Annotated in this window: 12 protein-coding genes; 7 read left to right on the top strand and 5 right to left on the bottom strand. The window is 64.9% G+C overall.

Annotation, left to right across the window (positions count from 1 at the left end):
- Window positions 1–199: 199 nt before the first annotated feature.
- Window positions 200–634, bottom strand: coding sequence for an acyl-CoA thioesterase (locus IZU87_RS15155; protein WP_054556356.1), 435 nt, complete (start codon window positions 632–634; stop codon window positions 200–202).
- A 463-nt stretch (window positions 635–1,097) separates the two neighbouring features.
- On the opposite strand from IZU87_RS15155, the gene IZU87_RS15150 reads away from it, so the two are divergent.
- From IZU87_RS15150 to cysZ, 6 genes are all read left to right on the top strand, one after another.
- Complete coding sequence (locus IZU87_RS15150; protein ID WP_213115068.1) at window positions 1,098–2,198, top strand: PstS family phosphate ABC transporter substrate-binding protein; 1,101 nt, start codon at window positions 1,098–1,100, stop codon at window positions 2,196–2,198.
- Between the two features lie 113 nt (window positions 2,199–2,311).
- A complete protein-coding gene (locus IZU87_RS15145; protein ID WP_213115067.1) occupies window positions 2,312–4,588 on the top strand; it encodes an ABC transporter permease subunit in 2,277 nt (758 codons plus the stop codon).
- Complete coding sequence (pstA, locus tag IZU87_RS15140) at window positions 4,585–6,381, top strand: phosphate ABC transporter permease PstA (RefSeq protein ID WP_213115066.1); 1,797 nt, start codon at window positions 4,585–4,587, stop codon at window positions 6,379–6,381. Before IZU87_RS15145 ends, pstA begins: the two co-directional genes overlap by 4 nt.
- Window positions 6,378–7,223: a phosphate ABC transporter ATP-binding protein PstB gene (gene pstB / locus IZU87_RS15135; protein ID WP_084589238.1), complete on the top strand. Its 846-nt coding sequence runs from the start codon at window positions 6,378–6,380 to the stop codon at window positions 7,221–7,223. The genes pstA and pstB overlap by 4 nt, the downstream gene beginning before the upstream one ends.
- A 219-nt stretch (window positions 7,224–7,442) precedes the next feature.
- Entirely contained in the window at window positions 7,443–8,168 is a 726-nt protein-coding gene (gene phoU, locus IZU87_RS15130) for a phosphate signaling complex protein PhoU (protein ID WP_043331737.1), read from the top strand.
- A gap of 196 nt (window positions 8,169–8,364) precedes the next feature.
- The gene (gene cysZ / locus IZU87_RS15125; protein ID WP_107335789.1) at window positions 8,365–9,093 is read left to right on the top strand and encodes a sulfate transporter CysZ; all 729 of its coding nucleotides are present in this window, start codon (window positions 8,365–8,367) and stop codon (window positions 9,091–9,093) included.
- Window positions 9,094–9,279: 186 nt separating this feature from the next.
- On the opposite strand, the gene phoR is transcribed toward cysZ, so the two are convergent.
- The 4 genes from phoR to IZU87_RS15105 form a co-directional block, all read right to left on the bottom strand.
- Window positions 9,280–10,602 (bottom strand): phosphate regulon sensor histidine kinase PhoR, encoded by a 1,323-nt coding sequence (gene phoR, locus IZU87_RS15120; RefSeq protein ID WP_043331740.1) that lies wholly within the window; start codon window positions 10,600–10,602, stop codon window positions 9,280–9,282.
- Window positions 10,603–10,609: 7 nt separating this feature from the next.
- Window positions 10,610–11,299: a phosphate regulon transcriptional regulator PhoB gene (phoB, locus tag IZU87_RS15115; protein WP_043331741.1), complete on the bottom strand. Its 690-nt coding sequence runs from the start codon at window positions 11,297–11,299 to the stop codon at window positions 10,610–10,612.
- Between the two features lie 223 nt (window positions 11,300–11,522).
- Window positions 11,523–12,413, bottom strand: coding sequence for a 4-hydroxybenzoate octaprenyltransferase (gene ubiA, locus IZU87_RS15110; RefSeq protein WP_213115065.1), 891 nt, complete (start codon window positions 12,411–12,413; stop codon window positions 11,523–11,525).
- A gap of 67 nt (window positions 12,414–12,480) precedes the next feature.
- Window positions 12,481–13,038 (bottom strand): chorismate--pyruvate lyase family protein, encoded by a 558-nt coding sequence (locus IZU87_RS15105; protein ID WP_349305190.1) that lies wholly within the window; start codon window positions 13,036–13,038, stop codon window positions 12,481–12,483.
- Between the two features lie 339 nt (window positions 13,039–13,377).
- On the opposite strand from IZU87_RS15105, the gene IZU87_RS15100 reads away from it, so the two are divergent.
- Window positions 13,378–14,577 carry an NAD(P)/FAD-dependent oxidoreductase gene (locus IZU87_RS15100; RefSeq protein ID WP_213115063.1) on the top strand — a complete coding sequence of 400 codons (1,200 nt, stop codon included), beginning with the start codon at window positions 13,378–13,380 and terminating at the stop codon, window positions 14,575–14,577.
- The last annotated feature ends 133 nt before the right edge of the window (window positions 14,578–14,710 follow it).

Raw genomic sequence — 14,710 nt, 5'->3', positions numbered from 1 at the left:
ACATGGCACCGTCGTTCGTTTTACCGGAACGACGCGAACGGTCTTATCCTCGATCGGTCAGGCGCCGGCCGCAGAAGTATCCGGCCAAGAAAAATGCCAGTCAGTGTTAACTGACTGGCATTACCCCTGAGGGCGGCTTTTTCTTGGCGTGTGGCTGACAGGAAGAGAGGCGAGGCGCCTGGCTCAGACTTGCTCAGAATCAGTCCTGCTCCTCGATGATGGCGGTGCTGGCCTGCTCCGGTACGGCGCGGATGCGGCCATTGTCATCGAGCGCCACCATCACGTAGCAGGCTTCGGTCACCTTGGTCAGTGCGTGTTGATTGCGCTCCTGCGGCGGGCGGATCCAGACCTCGACGGCGAGCCTGATCGAACTGCGCCCGACCTCGGCCACCTGAGTGAAGATATTGACCACCGAGCCGATTCGCACCGGCGACAGAAAATCGAGGCCTTCGACGGCCACGGTGGCAGTGCGCCCGTGGGCGACGCGCCCGGCGGCCAGCTCACAGGCCTCGTCCATGCGGTGCATCAGCCAGCCGCCGCTGATGTCGCCATAGAGATTGGTGTCCTGGCGTTGGGCGATCAATTTGAGCGTCAGTGTGCCGTTCGGCGTCGGGATATCATCCAGAGCTTGCATGTCATGACTCGCTATCTTGTTGTTATAAAATGGTCATTTCTGCACCCTTGCGTCTGAAAAAGGTGCGTCTTTCTTGCACAGGGCACTTCTTTGTACAGGGCACTGCCTTGCACAGGGGGCCTTATACAGGGCACTTCGGCAATCGCCGAAAAAAGTCACCGGGTGCCATCGATAGCATCAGTGCGACGCAGGCCATAGCGGATGAGCCGCAGCGGCTTCATCTTCTCCTGTATCCTACTCCGGCGGACAAAGCACTGTCCTCACTGACAAGGGACTGTCAGGAGATTTTTTGCGCTGCAGCATGGAGTATCGTTACTCAACGCAGCAATGACGGATACTCGCTGTCTTTCGCCATGCTGCACGGGCCGCCTTGTTCCACCGTCGCCTGCCCGTCACCACGGGCGTGGCAAGCAGCGGCCAGCTCCGCATCGTCATCTTGTTCATTCTCTGGTGGGAAGTCGCCATGTCAGTTTCCGTCGGGTCGCTTGTCCGTTCAGGCTTTCGCGCCGTGTTCGCGTCGCGTCGCGGGTCATCCGTGTCCTCCTCATATGCGCCCTCCTCATGCGTGCCCTGCCTGCGCTCAGGGCTGCCGTCGTTGCGGCTGATGTCGCTTGCCTGCCTGCTGGGGCTCTCGACGCTCTCGGCTCCGGCACTGGCCGACAAGGTGCCCGAATATCGCCCGGTGTCCGGGGTGGTGGGCAACCTGACGGCGGTGGGCTCCGATACCCTGTCGGTGCTGGTGACACGCTGGGCTGCCCAGCTGCGCCGCTATCATCCGGGGGTGCGCGTGCAGCTGCAGGCCGCGGGCTCCTCGACGGCACCGCCGGCATTGATCGCCGGCACCACCCGCATCGGCCTGATGTCGCGCCCGATGAGCGACCAGGAGCGTCAGGACTTCACGCGGGAATTCGGCTATCCGCCGCTGGGCGTGCCCGTGGCACTGGATGCGATGGGCATCATCGTGCATCGCAGCAACCCGCTGGAGGAGATCAGCATCGCGCAGCTGGATGCCATCTTCTCCGCCACGCACAACTGTGGTGGCCAGGCGGCCAATCGCTGGGGCCAGCTCGGGCTGAGTGATGAGTGGAATGACCGCCAGATCACGCGCTTCGGGCGCAGTGCCACCTCGGGCACCTACGGCGCCTTCCGCCGTATCGCGCTGTGCGATGGTGACTTCCGCCTCGATGTCAGCGAACAGCCGGGCTCGGCCTCCATCATCGGTGCAGTAGGCTCCTCGCCCAATGGCATCGGCTATGCCAGCTTCAGCACCTCTTCGCCGCTGGTGAAACAGCTGTCCGTCAGCCGTGAGGCGGGTGGCCACGCTGTCTTCCCGAGCCGGGCCAGCATTCGCGATGGCCGCTATCCGCTGACCCGCGCGCTGTACATCTACGTCAATCGCGTGCCGGACGAGCCGCTCCCGGCGCTGGAGCAGGCCTTCCTGTCATTGATCATGTCGCGCCAGGGCCAGCAGGCCATCCTGCGCGGTGGCTATGTGCCGCTGCCGGAAAAGCAGCTGCTGCACTGGCGTCAGCAATTGGGGCTGGAGGATGTGGATGCCCTTTGATTCGCCTTTGTCATCTCTCTGTCATCACTTGGACATAATCTCGGTGCCATACCCGCTTCATGCGTCTGCGGAGTCGACACTCCAGGGCACAAATCCTTTCGTGGTGATATTTCATGTCGGCAGTTGATGCCTCCCGAATGCAGCGTCGTCGTCTGCGGCATGACCGTCTTGCCAGTCTGTGGCTGACAGCGGCCGGGCTGGGCGTGATGGTCATCGTCGTCGTGATGCTGGCCTATCTGGTCAGCGTGTCGTGGCCGCTGCTCAAGCCCGCCAGCGTCACGTCGCTTCCTCAGCAGGCGCTCGAACAGCAAGTGAGCGACCAGCAGATGCCTGCCGCTCAGACCGACCTTGACTGGCTGGCCGATCCTGACTGGCTGAGCGCCTTGCCTGATATGCCGCTTGCCGCGCGTGACGGGCTGCCTCCCGTGCTGGCCAGTGATGATTCGACGGCGGATTCGCGCACCTCGCCGCTGGCGGGTGTCTGGCTCGCGGATGATCGCCTGCAGGTGGTTCAGCAGTCCGCCGCGGGCGTGCGCCTGCGCAGCAGTGCCATCGAGGTACCCGCAGGGCTTGAGCGCCGCCAGGCAAGTCTGGTGCTCAGCCGTGACCAGCTGTGGCTGCGCATTCCGTACGAGGAGGGCGATGGCCTGTGGCTGGCGCGTCTGGCCTTGTCATCTCCACACGCCTCCGCAGGCGCGCTGGAGGACGATGCAGCAAGCCAGACGCCGCACTCCGAGTGGCAGCAGCAGTGGTTGCCGGGCACGGCCAGGCTGTCTTCGCAGCAGGGACGTCTGCTGGTCACCGCTGACCGCGATGGCTTCACCCAGTGGCAACTGAGCGAGGCCTCCACCGGGACCAAGCCGCTGGCGCGCAAGTTGGCACATCACGCTGTGAGCTCTTCTGGCTCCGCGTCATCGCCGGCGATCACCGCGATCAGCGTCCTGCGTGGCGGCAGAAGCCTGATCGTCGGGGACGCCGCCGGTGGCCTGACCCATTACCTGTTGCCGGCGCACGCGCAGCCGCTGGTCAAGGCCGGCGTCTTTGACAGTGGCCTGTCGGCGCCGGTGGTGACGATGGCTCCCGCCCACCACAGCCTCGGCTTTGCCGCGCTGGACGCCAACGGCTGCCTTGGCCTCTATCTGGCCACCAGCGAGCGTCGCCGTCAGGTGCTGGACTGGCTGGATGCCGCCCGGGTCGCGGCTGGCGTGGCGCTGGAATTTGACAATGATGACCGCCGCTTGCTGGCATCGGCGTCCCGGGAGACAAGGCTGCCCGGCAAGCTCGCTCAGGACGCGCCGCTGGGGGCGCTCGGCAAGGCCTATGCGGGGCTTGCGATACACGACCCGCATCAGGCCGTCGGGCTCGATGCCATCTTCGGCAAGGTCTGGTATGAGGGGCGCGCAGCGCCGGAGTGGATCTGGCAGCTGGAGAGCACCGGTACCCACGAACCCCGTCTGTCGCTGGTGCCCATCATGTGGGGCACGCTCAAGGCGGCGCTGGTCGGGCTGCTGTTTGCCGTGCCGTTGGGGCTCGGCTGTGCCATCCATGTCGCCTGCTTCATGGCGCCGCGCCAGCGTTCCCGCATCAAGCCGCTGCTGGAGATGATGGAGGCGCTGCCGACCGTGGTGATCGGCTTCATCGCCGCCCTGGTGGTCGCGCCCTTCGTCGAGCGTGAGCTGATGGCGGTGTTGCTGGGGCTGGTTCTGATCCCGCTGGGCACCATGGTGGCCGGCTTCCTGTGGACCCTGTCGCCGCGCGTATGGCGCAATCTGCTGCCGGAAAACATGGCGGCCTTCGGGCTGTTGCCGCTGCTGTTCGTGCTGCTGTGGCTGGATGTGACCATCGCCGGCCAGGTCGAGCAGTGGTGGTTCGACGGCGACCTCCGTCAGTGGCTGTTCAGCCACTACGGCATCGATTACGCCCAGCGCAATACCCTGGTGACCGGCATGGCGCTGGGGCTGGCGGTGATGCCGACCCTGTTCACGCTCAGCGAGGATGCCCTCTCGTCGGTGCCGCGCGGTCTGGCCGCAGGCTCCGCGGCGCTTGGCGCGACGCCATGGCAGAGTCTGCGCCGCGTCATCCTGCCTGCCGCCGCCGTCGGCCTGTTCTCGGCGATGATGATCGGCATGGGGCGCGCCGTCGGTGAGACGATGATCGTGCTGATGGTGGCCGGCAATACGCCGCTGGTGGATGCCAGCCTGTTCGAGGGCCTGCGCTCACTGGCCGCGACCCTGGCCATCGAGCTGCCGGAGGCCGAGGTCGGCAGCAGCCACTACCGCTTGCTGTTCCTCGCTGCCCTGGCATTGTTCGTCTTCACCTTCGTGGTCAATACGCTGGCGGAAGTGCTGCGACAGCGCTTCACGCCACCCAATCAGGGGAGCTGGGGATGAGTCACCCTGACACGAATCGCGCCAGCTCCTCATTGCTGCGCCCGCGCGAGCCGCTGGTCGGGCGCCTGCAGCGCTACTGGCGCGACGGCGGCCCGTGGGGCTGGCTGAATGCCATGGCGGTCAGTGTCTCGCTGGTACTGGTGCTGGGCCTGCTCAGCCTGCTGGTGGTGGGCTCCTTCAGTCACTTCTGGCCCTCACGGCTGGTCGAGGTGGAGCTGACGGCACAGCCGGGCCAGAGTCCCACGGCCCTGACCACCACGCGCGGTGAGCCGGCGGCCGACAATCGCCATCTGCTCGGCGAGCTGATGCACGAGGAGATGCGCCGTGTCGCCTTGGGCGAGGGGGATGACGCTCGCCAGCAATGGTGGTTGCTGCAGACATCCTCGCGTGACGGGGCCGCGGCCAGCTGGCAGTGGCTGCCGGAGACGCTGCTCGACAGGATGACCTTCCCCAGCCAGGCGCTGATGCTGGAAATGCGCGACGGCCGCACTCTCTACGGCATGCCACGGGCGCTGAGTGACCCGATGACGGGGGAGATGGACCACACGCCCGATGTCGGCGACGGGCCTGCACGGCCCTTGTCCGAGGACGCCGAGCCACTGTTTTCCCGCCTGAAGATGATCGAGAGCGAGCGCCGTCAGCTGCAAGCGCTACGCCTGGACAGTGAAGTCTTGAGCAGTCGCTATCAGGCGTTGCAGCAGTCGCTCGAATCCCGGCGCAGCGCCACTGCTGACGGTGCAGCGGCGCAGACTCATGAGGATGCTGAGCTCGAGCAGGAGATGCAGGAGGAGTTGGAAGAGGTGCGCAGCGCCTTCATCGAGCGTGAAGGTCAGCTGAGTGCCCTGCGTGATGCCCTGGCGGGCGGTCAGTTGCTGCTGGGCGGCAATGGCGGCTACGAAGGCCGCATCGCGCTCGATGATATCCGCAATGCCTGGCGGCCCAATGCGATGGGCTTCAGCGGCCGGCTGATGATGACGTTCAAGCGTTTCCGCGACTTCGTGGCCGGCGCGCCTACCGAGGGCTTCGGTGGCGTCTGGCCCGCCATCTTCGGCACCGTACTGATGGTGGTGCTGATGTCGATCATGGTGATGCCCTTCGGCGTGATGGCGGCGCTCTATCTGCACGAGGTGGCCCATCAGGGGCGCCTGACGCGCCTGACGCGCATCGCGCTGCGCAACCTGGCCGGGGTGCCCTCCATCGTCTACGGCGTGTTCGGTCTCGGCTTCTTCGTCTATGGGCTGGGCGCCGGAATTGACGAGCTGTTCTATTCCGAGCGGCTGCCGACGCCGACCTTCGGGACCGGCGGCATTCTGTGGGCCTCGCTGACGCTGGCCCTGCTGACCTTGCCGGTGGTGATCGTCGCTACGGAAGAGGGGCTGGCGCGCGTGCCGCGTCGTCTGCGCGAAGGCGCGCTGGCGCTGGGGGCGACACGTCTGGAAACGCTCAAGCGCGTGGTGATTCCGGCGGCCTCGCCGGCGCTGATGACGGGGCTGATTCTGGCCGTGGCGCGTGCGGCGGGTGAAGTCGCGCCGCTGATGCTGGTCGGAGTGGTCAAGCTGGCCCCGGACCTGCCGCTGGATGACAGCTTCCCGTGGCTGCATCTGGACCGCAAATTCATGCATCTGGGGCATCAGGTCTATGATCTGGCCTTCCAGAGCAGCGATGCCTTCAGCAGTCGGCCGCTGGTCTACGCGACCGCGCTGGTGCTGGTGGTCGTGATTCTATGCCTCAATCTGAGTGCCATTCGCCTGCGTCACATGCTGGCACAACGTTACAAGGGAGCCACCGAATGAGGCGTGACTCTGAACAGCCCAAGCCCCAGTTGTTTCTTCAGGAGACGCCTGCGCGGCCGGCTGAGGACATCTGCCTGGAAACCCGCCACCTGAGCCTCGATTATCAGGCACGTGTCGGCAAGGAGAACCAGACGCGACGCGCACTGGAGGATGTCAGCCTGCAGATCGCACGCAAGCGCGTGACGGCCTTCATCGGCCCTTCCGGCTGCGGCAAGTCGAGTCTGTTGCGTACCTTCAATCGCATGACCGATCTCGACGAACAGTCACGTCTTTCCGGCAAGGTGCTGCTCGAGGGCGAGGACATTCATGCGCGCGGCGTGGACGTGCCGATGCTGCGCCGCCGGATCGGCATGGTCTTCCAGACGCCCAATCCCTTTCCGATGTCGGTCTACGAGAACGTGGCCTTCGGGCTGCGGCTGGTCGGCGAGAATGACAAGCGCCACCTCGATGACAAGGTCGAATCCTGCCTGCGCTCCGCGGCGCTGTGGGAAGAAGTGAAGGACCGCCTGCACGACAGCGCGCTGGGGCTCTCGGGTGGCCAGCAACAGCGGCTGGTGATTGCGCGGACGCTGGCGGTCGAGCCGGAGGTGCTGCTGCTGGATGAACCGGCCTCGGCGCTGGACCCCATCTCGACGCTCAAGATCGAGGAGCTGATCCGTTCGCTGCGCTCGCGTCTGACGCTGATCATCGTCACGCACAACATGCAGCAGGCCGCGCGGGTCTCAGACGATACCGCCTTCCTGCATGAGGGCCGCCTGGTGGAATTCGCCCCGACCGATCAGCTGTTCACCAACCCGCGGCGCCGCCAGACGGAAGACTACATCACGGGGCGTTTCGGTTAGCGCTCTCATGCGCGAACGTGCAGCCAGGTAGCCTTTTCGCCCTGATATTGCTGACGATGGCGGCCAGATACCGCCTTTGCGCCATGGGTGAAACATAACTGCAATCAAGTGTCGGCATGCTGAGGGGGAGCCCGCTGTGTCAGTCAGTAGTGGGCCATACTTGTCACGTCATTCATGTCACGCCCCCTGACTCGGTGGGCGACTTTCCGGGAGAGGGAAATGGATATCACCAGCGATTCGCACGGCAAGCATATCTCAGAGCAGTTCAATCACGAGCTGGATGCACTGAAGACACACCTGCTGGCCATGGGCGGACTGGTAGAGAAGCAGCTGCAGGATGCCGTCACGGCATTGCTGGAAGGCGACAGTGAAACCGCCACGCGGGTGCGCGACAACGACAAGGCTGTCAACGACATGCAGCTCAAGATCGATGACGAGTGCACCCGGGTGCTGGCCCGCCGTCAGCCGGCGGCCTCCGACCTGCGCCTGGTGCTGGCCGTCATCCGCGCCACCTCCGATCTCGAGCGTATCGGTGATGAATCGAGCAAGATCGCACGCAATGCCATCTCGCTGGTCGAGAACGGCCAGAGCCCGCGCGGCATGGTCGAGGTGCGTCACCTCAGCCAGCACGTGCGCAGCATGGTGCGTGATTCCCTGACGGCCTTCGCGCGCTTCGATACCGACCTTGCCCTCAAGGTACTGCGTGAAGACGCCTCGGTGGATCTGGAATATCAGAGCGCGATGCGCTCGCTGATGACCTTCATGATGGAAGACGCGCGCCAGATCACGCCGGTGCTCAACGTGATGTGGATTCTGCGTGCGCTGGAGCGCATCGGTGACCACGCCGACAACCTGGCCGAGTACGTCATCTTCCTGGTCAAGGGCGTGGACGTGCGTCACACCGATACCCATGACCTGAAGCCGCAGGACCTGGACAAGAAGTGAGCTGACGCGCTTCCCTGCCCCTGTGTCGCCTCTTTCGCCCCGCTCCTGCTTACCGGCAGGTCGCGGGGCGATTGCGTCGTGGGAGCGCGAGCGGTGTCAGGCGGCCGACAGCTGCGCCGCGCAGGCGGGAGTGCTAGGGTGTGGCTCCGGCCAGCCCGCTGGCTGGCCGGTTCTTTTGAGATGACGAGGACGTCGCATGATTGATGCCGTATCGGCGCTGGTCCGCGGGACCCGCATGGTCTATACCCCCGGGCTGCGCCGCTTCGTATTCGTACCGCTGGCGATCAACCTGGTGCTCTACAGCATCACGCTGTGGGTGTTGTTCAACCAGTTCGGTGGCTGGATCGATTACTGGATGCTCAAGGTACCGGCGTGGCTGGACTGGCTCAGCTGGTTGATCTGGCCGGTGCTGGTAGTGAGTCTGTTGCTGGTGGTGTTCTTCACCTTCAGCCTGGTGACCAACCTGATCGCCGCGCCCTTCTACGGCATTCTGGCCGAGAAGGTCGAGCATCGTCTGGATGGCACCCTGATCGATGATGACCGTGGCCTGATGAAGATCGGCGTCGACTCGCTGGGGCGTGAAATGGCCAAGCTGGGCTACTTCATCCCGCGCATGATCGCGCTGTTCATCATCGGCTTCATCCCGGGTCTGAACCTGCTCTCGCCGCTGTTGTGGGGGCTGTTCTCGGCCTGGAGCATGTCGATCCAGTATCTCGACTACCCGATGGACAACCATCAGGTCAGCTTCGGCGACATGAAGCAGCGCCTCAAGGCGCGCTGGTGGCCCTCACTAACCTTCGGCGCCGCGGTGTTCGTCATGACGCTGGTGCCGCTGGCCAATCTGCTGTTCATCCCGGGCGCCGTCGCCGGGGCGGTACTGATGTGGCAGAGCCACTACCGTCAGTTGCCGGCGCCGCGTCGTTGAGACAGCCTGTCGCAGAGATGGCTTGTCGCTGAACTGACTCGTCGCTAAGTTGGCACGTCGCTGAAATAGCCGCAGCGTCGTCTGATTGACCAAACGAAACGCCCCGCAGTCGCCTCCTTTCGAGGTGGCCGCGGGGCGTTCTGCGTTGGGCTGGCGTCCGGGGCAAATCATCACTGAATCAGCCCATTACTGGGCTAGCGCACTGCTGGCCTGGGGAGCGCTCGCCTGACAGGCGCGCTCGTCGGGGAAGTGACAGCGGAAGCGCGCACCCTCGCCGGGGTGGCTGTCGATCTCCAGATGGCCCTGATGACGAATCAGCACATGCTTGACGATGGCAAGCCCGAGGCCGGTGCCTCCCGTGGCGGTGCTGCGGCCCTTGTCGATGCGGTAGAAGCGCTCGGTCAGGCGCGGCAGGTGCACCGGGTCGATCCCGTCCCCGTCATCTTCCACCTCGACCAGCAGGCCCTGGTCATCCGCCTTCCAGCGCAGGGTGATATGGCAGTCTTCGGGGGTGTAGCGCACCGCATTGAAGACCAGATTCGAGATCGCGCTGCGCAGTTCCTGCTCCTCACCGCGCAGTGACAGGCTGGCATCGGCCTCGATGGAGAAGGTGTGGCGCCCCTGGGACAGGCCTTCGGCGTCGTCGCGGATATGGCCGAGCAGGGCGCTCATGTCGATGCAGCGACCATTGTCGGACAGCTCGTCGGTTTCCAGGCGTGACAGGGTCAGCAGGTCCTCGACCAGGTGCTGCATGCGGTCGGTCTGGCTCTGCATTTGGCCCAGTCCACGCTGCCAGCGCGGTGGCAGGTCATCGGCGTAATCGGAGTAGGTCTCGAGATAGCCGGCCAGTACCGTCAGCGGCGTGCGCAGCTCATGGGAGACATTGGCCACGAAGTCGCGGCGCATCTCTTCAAGACGATAGAGGCGGGTGACGTCACGCAGCATGACCAGACGCTCGTTGTCACCGAACAGGGTGATGGAGATCTGCAGCGTCAGGTTGTCAGACAGCGGCGACTGGAGCGTCAGCGGCTCGCGGTAGGCCAGCCGATTGAAGTAGTCGATGAAGACGGGGTCACGCAGATAGTTGGTGATGTGCTGACCGCGGTCGTGGCTGGCCTTGAGACCGACCAGCTGCTCGGCAGCGCTGTTCCACCATTCCATGTCACCGTGGTTGTCCAGCATCACCAGGCCGTCGCGCATGGCCTCGGAGGATTCCTGGATACGGTTGAGGATGCTGCGCAGTCGCTCCTGAGCCTGACGCTGGCCCTTCTGGTAGCGGTAGAGACGATCGAGCAGGTCTCCCCAGACGCCATCGCCGGGCGGCGGCTCTTCATGGGGATTGGTGATCAGCCAGGTGTAGAGGCTCTTCAAGTGCTTGAGATGGACGAACAGATACAGCGAAAGACCCAGCGCCAGGCCCCAGCCCAGATGGCCCAGCAGGCCACCGATCAGGCCGAAGCCACCGGCAAGGTAGCCGAGGCGCCATAGCTCGTTGGTCCAATAGCGCATGAATCCCTCAGGCCTGAGCGCTGAAGCGGTAACCGGTGCCGCGGACGGTCTGGATCAGATGCTGATGGCCTGTGCCCAGCGCCTTGCGCAGGCGACGGATGTGCACGTCCACGGTGCGCTCCTCGACATAGACGTTGCCGCCCCATACCTGATCGAGCAGCTGGCTGCGCGTGTAGGCACGCTCCTGATGCGTCATGAAGAACTGCAGCAGGCGATATTCGGTCGGGCCGACATCCAGCGAGTTGCCGTGGGCGGTGACGCGGTGGCTGGCCGGGTCGAGCATCAGGCCTTCGACTTCCACCGCCTCCTCGACTCCCTTGGGAGTGGTGCGACGCAGCACGGCCTTGAGACGGGCGACCAGCTCGCGCGGCGAGAATGGCTTGGTGATGTAGTCGTCGGCACCGGCTTCCAGGCCTTGAATCTTGTTGTCTTCCTCGCCCTTGGCGGTCAACAGGATGATCGGCAGCTCCGAGGTGGTCTCGTCACGCTTGAGACGCCGCGCGAGCTCCAGGCCACTGGTGCCCGGCATCATCCAGTCCAGCAACAGCAGATCGGGCTTTTCATCGACGACGATGGCGTGGGCGTCCTGGGCATTGTCTGCCTCCAGCACGCGGTAATCCGCCATTTCGAGGGCAACGGCGATCATCTCGCGAATCGAGGATTCATCGTCGACAATCAGTACGGTCTTGGAGCTCATCGCTAGATCCCATGCAGCAGTCGGCGCACGCGCCAGAATGACAAGTCGATGACGATTACAACCCGCTTATATGACAACGAGATGACAACTGCCAGCATGGCAGCTTGCACGCAAGCCTGCCAGCCACCTTGGAGGCGCGGCAGGCAGGCATGAACCGTGGGCTGGGGAGCAACAGAGGGCTGGGGTTGCTTTAAATTAAATAATACTAATGTTTATACAGGAGTCAGCTCATCGGCCAGGTCGCCAGGGCGATACCGGCGAAGATCAGCAGACCCGTCCAATGATTGTTGAGGAACGCCTGGAAGCAGGGCGCACGCTCACGCTCACGGATCAGACGTTGCTGCCAGACGAAGGTGACGGCGGCGGCGGCCAGCCCCAGCCAGTAGAAGATGCCCAGCGTCAGGTGCAGGCCGATGCCGATCAACACCGCCAGCATGCCCAGCTGCAACAGGCCGATCATCAGCTTGTCGGCACGCCCGAACAGCACGGCGGTGGACTTGATGCCCACCTTGAGGTCGTCGTTGCGATCGACCATCGCGTAGGCGGTGTCGTAGGCCACCGTCCACATCAGGTTGGCCGCGAACAGCCACCAGCCGTAGGTCGGTACCTCCTCCAGCGTCGCGGCGAAGGCCATCGGAATCGCCCAGCCGAAGGCGGCGCCCAGCACCACCTGGGGCAGATGATGGAAGCGCTTCATGAACGGATAGCTGGCCGCCAGCAGCACGGCGACGATCGACAGCAGCACCGTGGTCAGGTTGGTGAAGCACACCAGCACGAAGGCGGCCGCGACCAGCCCCCCGAACAGCGTCAGCGCTTCGCGCTCCGAAATGCGACCCGAGGTCAGCGGCCGGTCACGCGTGCGCTCGACATGCTTGTCCCAATGGCGGTCGGCGTAGTCGTTGATCACGCAGCCGGCGGCGCGCATCAGATAGACCCCGGCGATGAAGATCAGCAGGGTCGTGCGCTCGGGAATGCCATCTGCCGCCAGCCACAGTGCCCACAGAGTCGGCCACATCAGCAGCCAGGTGCCGATGGGGCGGTCCAGCCGTGTCACGGCGAGGTAGTCGGCCAGTCTGGAAGGACGCGAAGCGGCGGAAGTGGATGACGCGGTCATCGGGGCTCCTGGGCGGGTGGTAGTGGGCAAGGGAAGAGAGAGAAACGAGGCCAGTCGGCCGCAAGGCTCAGGGCAGCTGCAGCGCGTGCTGGAAGGCCGGTGTGAAGCCCTCCTGCACCAGCACCTTGAAGCGACCGTGCGAGAACATCGAGCGGCGCATCCACAGGCTGGTGGTGCGGGCCAGCGGTCTGGGGCTCGAAAGCACCAGCGGGGCACGGCTGACATCGATGGCGCTGCGGGTCAGGTCGGGCTGGCGAAACAGCCAATGGCCCAGCGAGCGCTCGCCCAGCGTCGAAAGGCGATGACCGTGGGCCAGGTCCAGCGCCGCCAGCGAGCGTGCGATCACCCATGGCGTATCGCCATGACAGAGTGCCACTTCGCGTCGCCAGACATGCCGGCGTGGGCCGATGCCCAGCAGGCGCGCCTCATCCAGCCGCGCGGGGCCGGTGTCCTGCAGCAGCAGGCGCACGCGCAGGCCCTGAATGGGCTGGCCATCGCGTTCATCCTGCTGTTGCATGGCGCTTGCAAGACGCTGGGTCAGCGAGTCCGTCGAGGAGAGCCACGCCCACCAGCCGGCCGGCATGACACCCTGCAGCGCGGCAGCCGGCTGCCAATGACGGCGCACCGCCGCCGAAGCAACGGGTGCGGTGCGCGTGGGCGAAGGCCAGCGAGGCGCAGGCTGGCATAGGGTCTCGGTTGACGGATGAGGCGCCTCACAGGTGGAGGTCTGTGGCGTGAGCGCTGCGCGATGAGGCTCGCCTGCTGGGCATCGGACCACGGTGAATTCCCTGTCAGGATGACGAAATGGCGAGTCTAGCATGGCCGGGCGGCAAGGCCTTCCGCTCAGGCATGCCTGCACTGCTGGCGGGCTGGTATGCTGGGCGCATTCATCGGCGTTCATGACGGACGCTGCTGGCGCTCTTTCATCAGCGCTTCCCTCGGATCGATCTCAGGAGATGGTGCCATGCGCGACCCTCGCACCCTTGTCATCATTGGTACCGGCATGGCGGGCATTGGTCTGGCGCGCGCGCTGCGTGCGCGTGACAAGGACAGCCGGCTGATCCTCATCAGCCAGGACAGCGGCCACGATTACGCCAAGCCGATGCTGTCCACCGCCTTCGCCAAGAAGATGTCGGCCACCGACCTGTCGCGTCAGGCGCCGGTGGCGCTGGTGGACGAGCTGAATGCCGAGCTGCGTACCCATCAACGCGTCACTGCCATCGATGGTGATGCCCGCCAGCTATGGCTGGGCGAGGAGTGCCTGGCCTATGACGAGCTGGTGCTGGCACTCGGCGCCGCGCCGCGTCGTCCCTTCCCCGTCGCCGCGGAAGTGGCCTCACGCGTGCAGAGCATCAATGACCTCGACGACTATGCGGCCTTCTGCGCGACGCTGGCGAAGGCCCGCGAGCGCGGGGAAGACGGGCACGTGGTGATTGTCGGTGCCGGACTGGTCGGCTGTGAATACGCCAATGATCTGACGGCCGCCGGCCACCGCGTCACGCTGGTCGCGCCTGAGGAAACTCCGCTGGATGGGTTGCTGCCGCAAGCGCTGGGGCAGCGTCTGGGTGTGGCGCTGGATGGGCTCGGTGTGACGCGTCGCCAGGGCGAGATGGTCGAGACCATCGCCGCCAGTTCAGGCGAGGAGGCCGAACGTCAGGCCGCGCCGGTCGAGGTGCGCCTGCAGAGCGGTCGTCGCCTGACGGGCTCCGTGGTTCTGCTGGCCACCGGGCTGGCGCCGCGCATTCGTCTGGCGCAGGCCGCGGGTCTGAGCGCCGGTGGTGACGGCATCCGTGTCGACCGCTACCTGGCCACCTCCCAGCCGCATATCTGGGCGCTGGGCGATTGCGCCAGTGTCGAGGGCGTCAATGCCATGTATGTCCAGCCGCTGCAGATGGCTGCGCGCACCCTGGCGGCCAACCTGTGTGGCGAGCCGAGCGTGCTCGACTGGAAGGCGTGGCCGGTGCTGGTCAAGACACCGGTCTTGCCGGTGGTGGCCTATCCGCCGCGTTCGGCCGTGGCGCGCTGGGAAATCACCGGTGAAGGCGATGACCTCGAAGCGCGTGCATTGGATATGAACGAACGCTTGATTGGATATGCGTTGACAGGCGCCGCCGTTCGCAGGAAAGTCGAGCTAGCGCGGCAGGCGCCGCCGTTGCTAGGCTAGGCGATGCCATGATCGATGGTCGTAAATCCCTTGCTGCCAGCGCGGTCAGGCACGATAGTGAATGCTCCGTCAGACATGCTGCTCAGCGAGTGTCGTCTGACAGAATGCTGCCATCGACAGGTTTGATACGGCA

Origin of the sequence: Cobetia sp. MC34, assembly GCF_018340035.1 — a bacterium.
GTDB lineage: Bacteria > Pseudomonadota > Gammaproteobacteria > Pseudomonadales > Halomonadaceae > Cobetia > Cobetia amphilecti.
Note: the sequence above shows the minus strand (reverse complement) of the source record. Positions and strands in the feature narration are given on the sequence as shown.

Coding starts and splice junctions, on each gene's coding strand:
- IZU87_RS15155 (WP_054556356.1), bottom strand. CDS start 634: ATGCAAGCTCTGGATGATATCCCGACGCCGAACGGCACACTGACGCTC.
- IZU87_RS15150 (WP_213115068.1), top strand. CDS start 1,098: ATGTCAGTTTCCGTCGGGTCGCTTGTCCGTTCAGGCTTTCGCGCCGTG.
- IZU87_RS15145 (WP_213115067.1), top strand. CDS start 2,312: ATGTCGGCAGTTGATGCCTCCCGAATGCAGCGTCGTCGTCTGCGGCAT.
- pstA (WP_213115066.1), top strand. CDS start 4,585: ATGAGTCACCCTGACACGAATCGCGCCAGCTCCTCATTGCTGCGCCCG.
- pstB (WP_084589238.1), top strand. CDS start 6,378: ATGAGGCGTGACTCTGAACAGCCCAAGCCCCAGTTGTTTCTTCAGGAG.
- phoU (WP_043331737.1), top strand. CDS start 7,443: ATGGATATCACCAGCGATTCGCACGGCAAGCATATCTCAGAGCAGTTC.
- cysZ (WP_107335789.1), top strand. CDS start 8,365: ATGATTGATGCCGTATCGGCGCTGGTCCGCGGGACCCGCATGGTCTAT.
- phoR (WP_043331740.1), bottom strand. CDS start 10,602: ATGCGCTATTGGACCAACGAGCTATGGCGCCTCGGCTACCTTGCCGGT.
- phoB (WP_043331741.1), bottom strand. CDS start 11,299: ATGAGCTCCAAGACCGTACTGATTGTCGACGATGAATCCTCGATTCGC.
- ubiA (WP_213115065.1), bottom strand. CDS start 12,413: ATGACCGCGTCATCCACTTCCGCCGCTTCGCGTCCTTCCAGACTGGCC.
- IZU87_RS15100 (WP_213115063.1), top strand. CDS start 13,378: ATGCGCGACCCTCGCACCCTTGTCATCATTGGTACCGGCATGGCGGGC.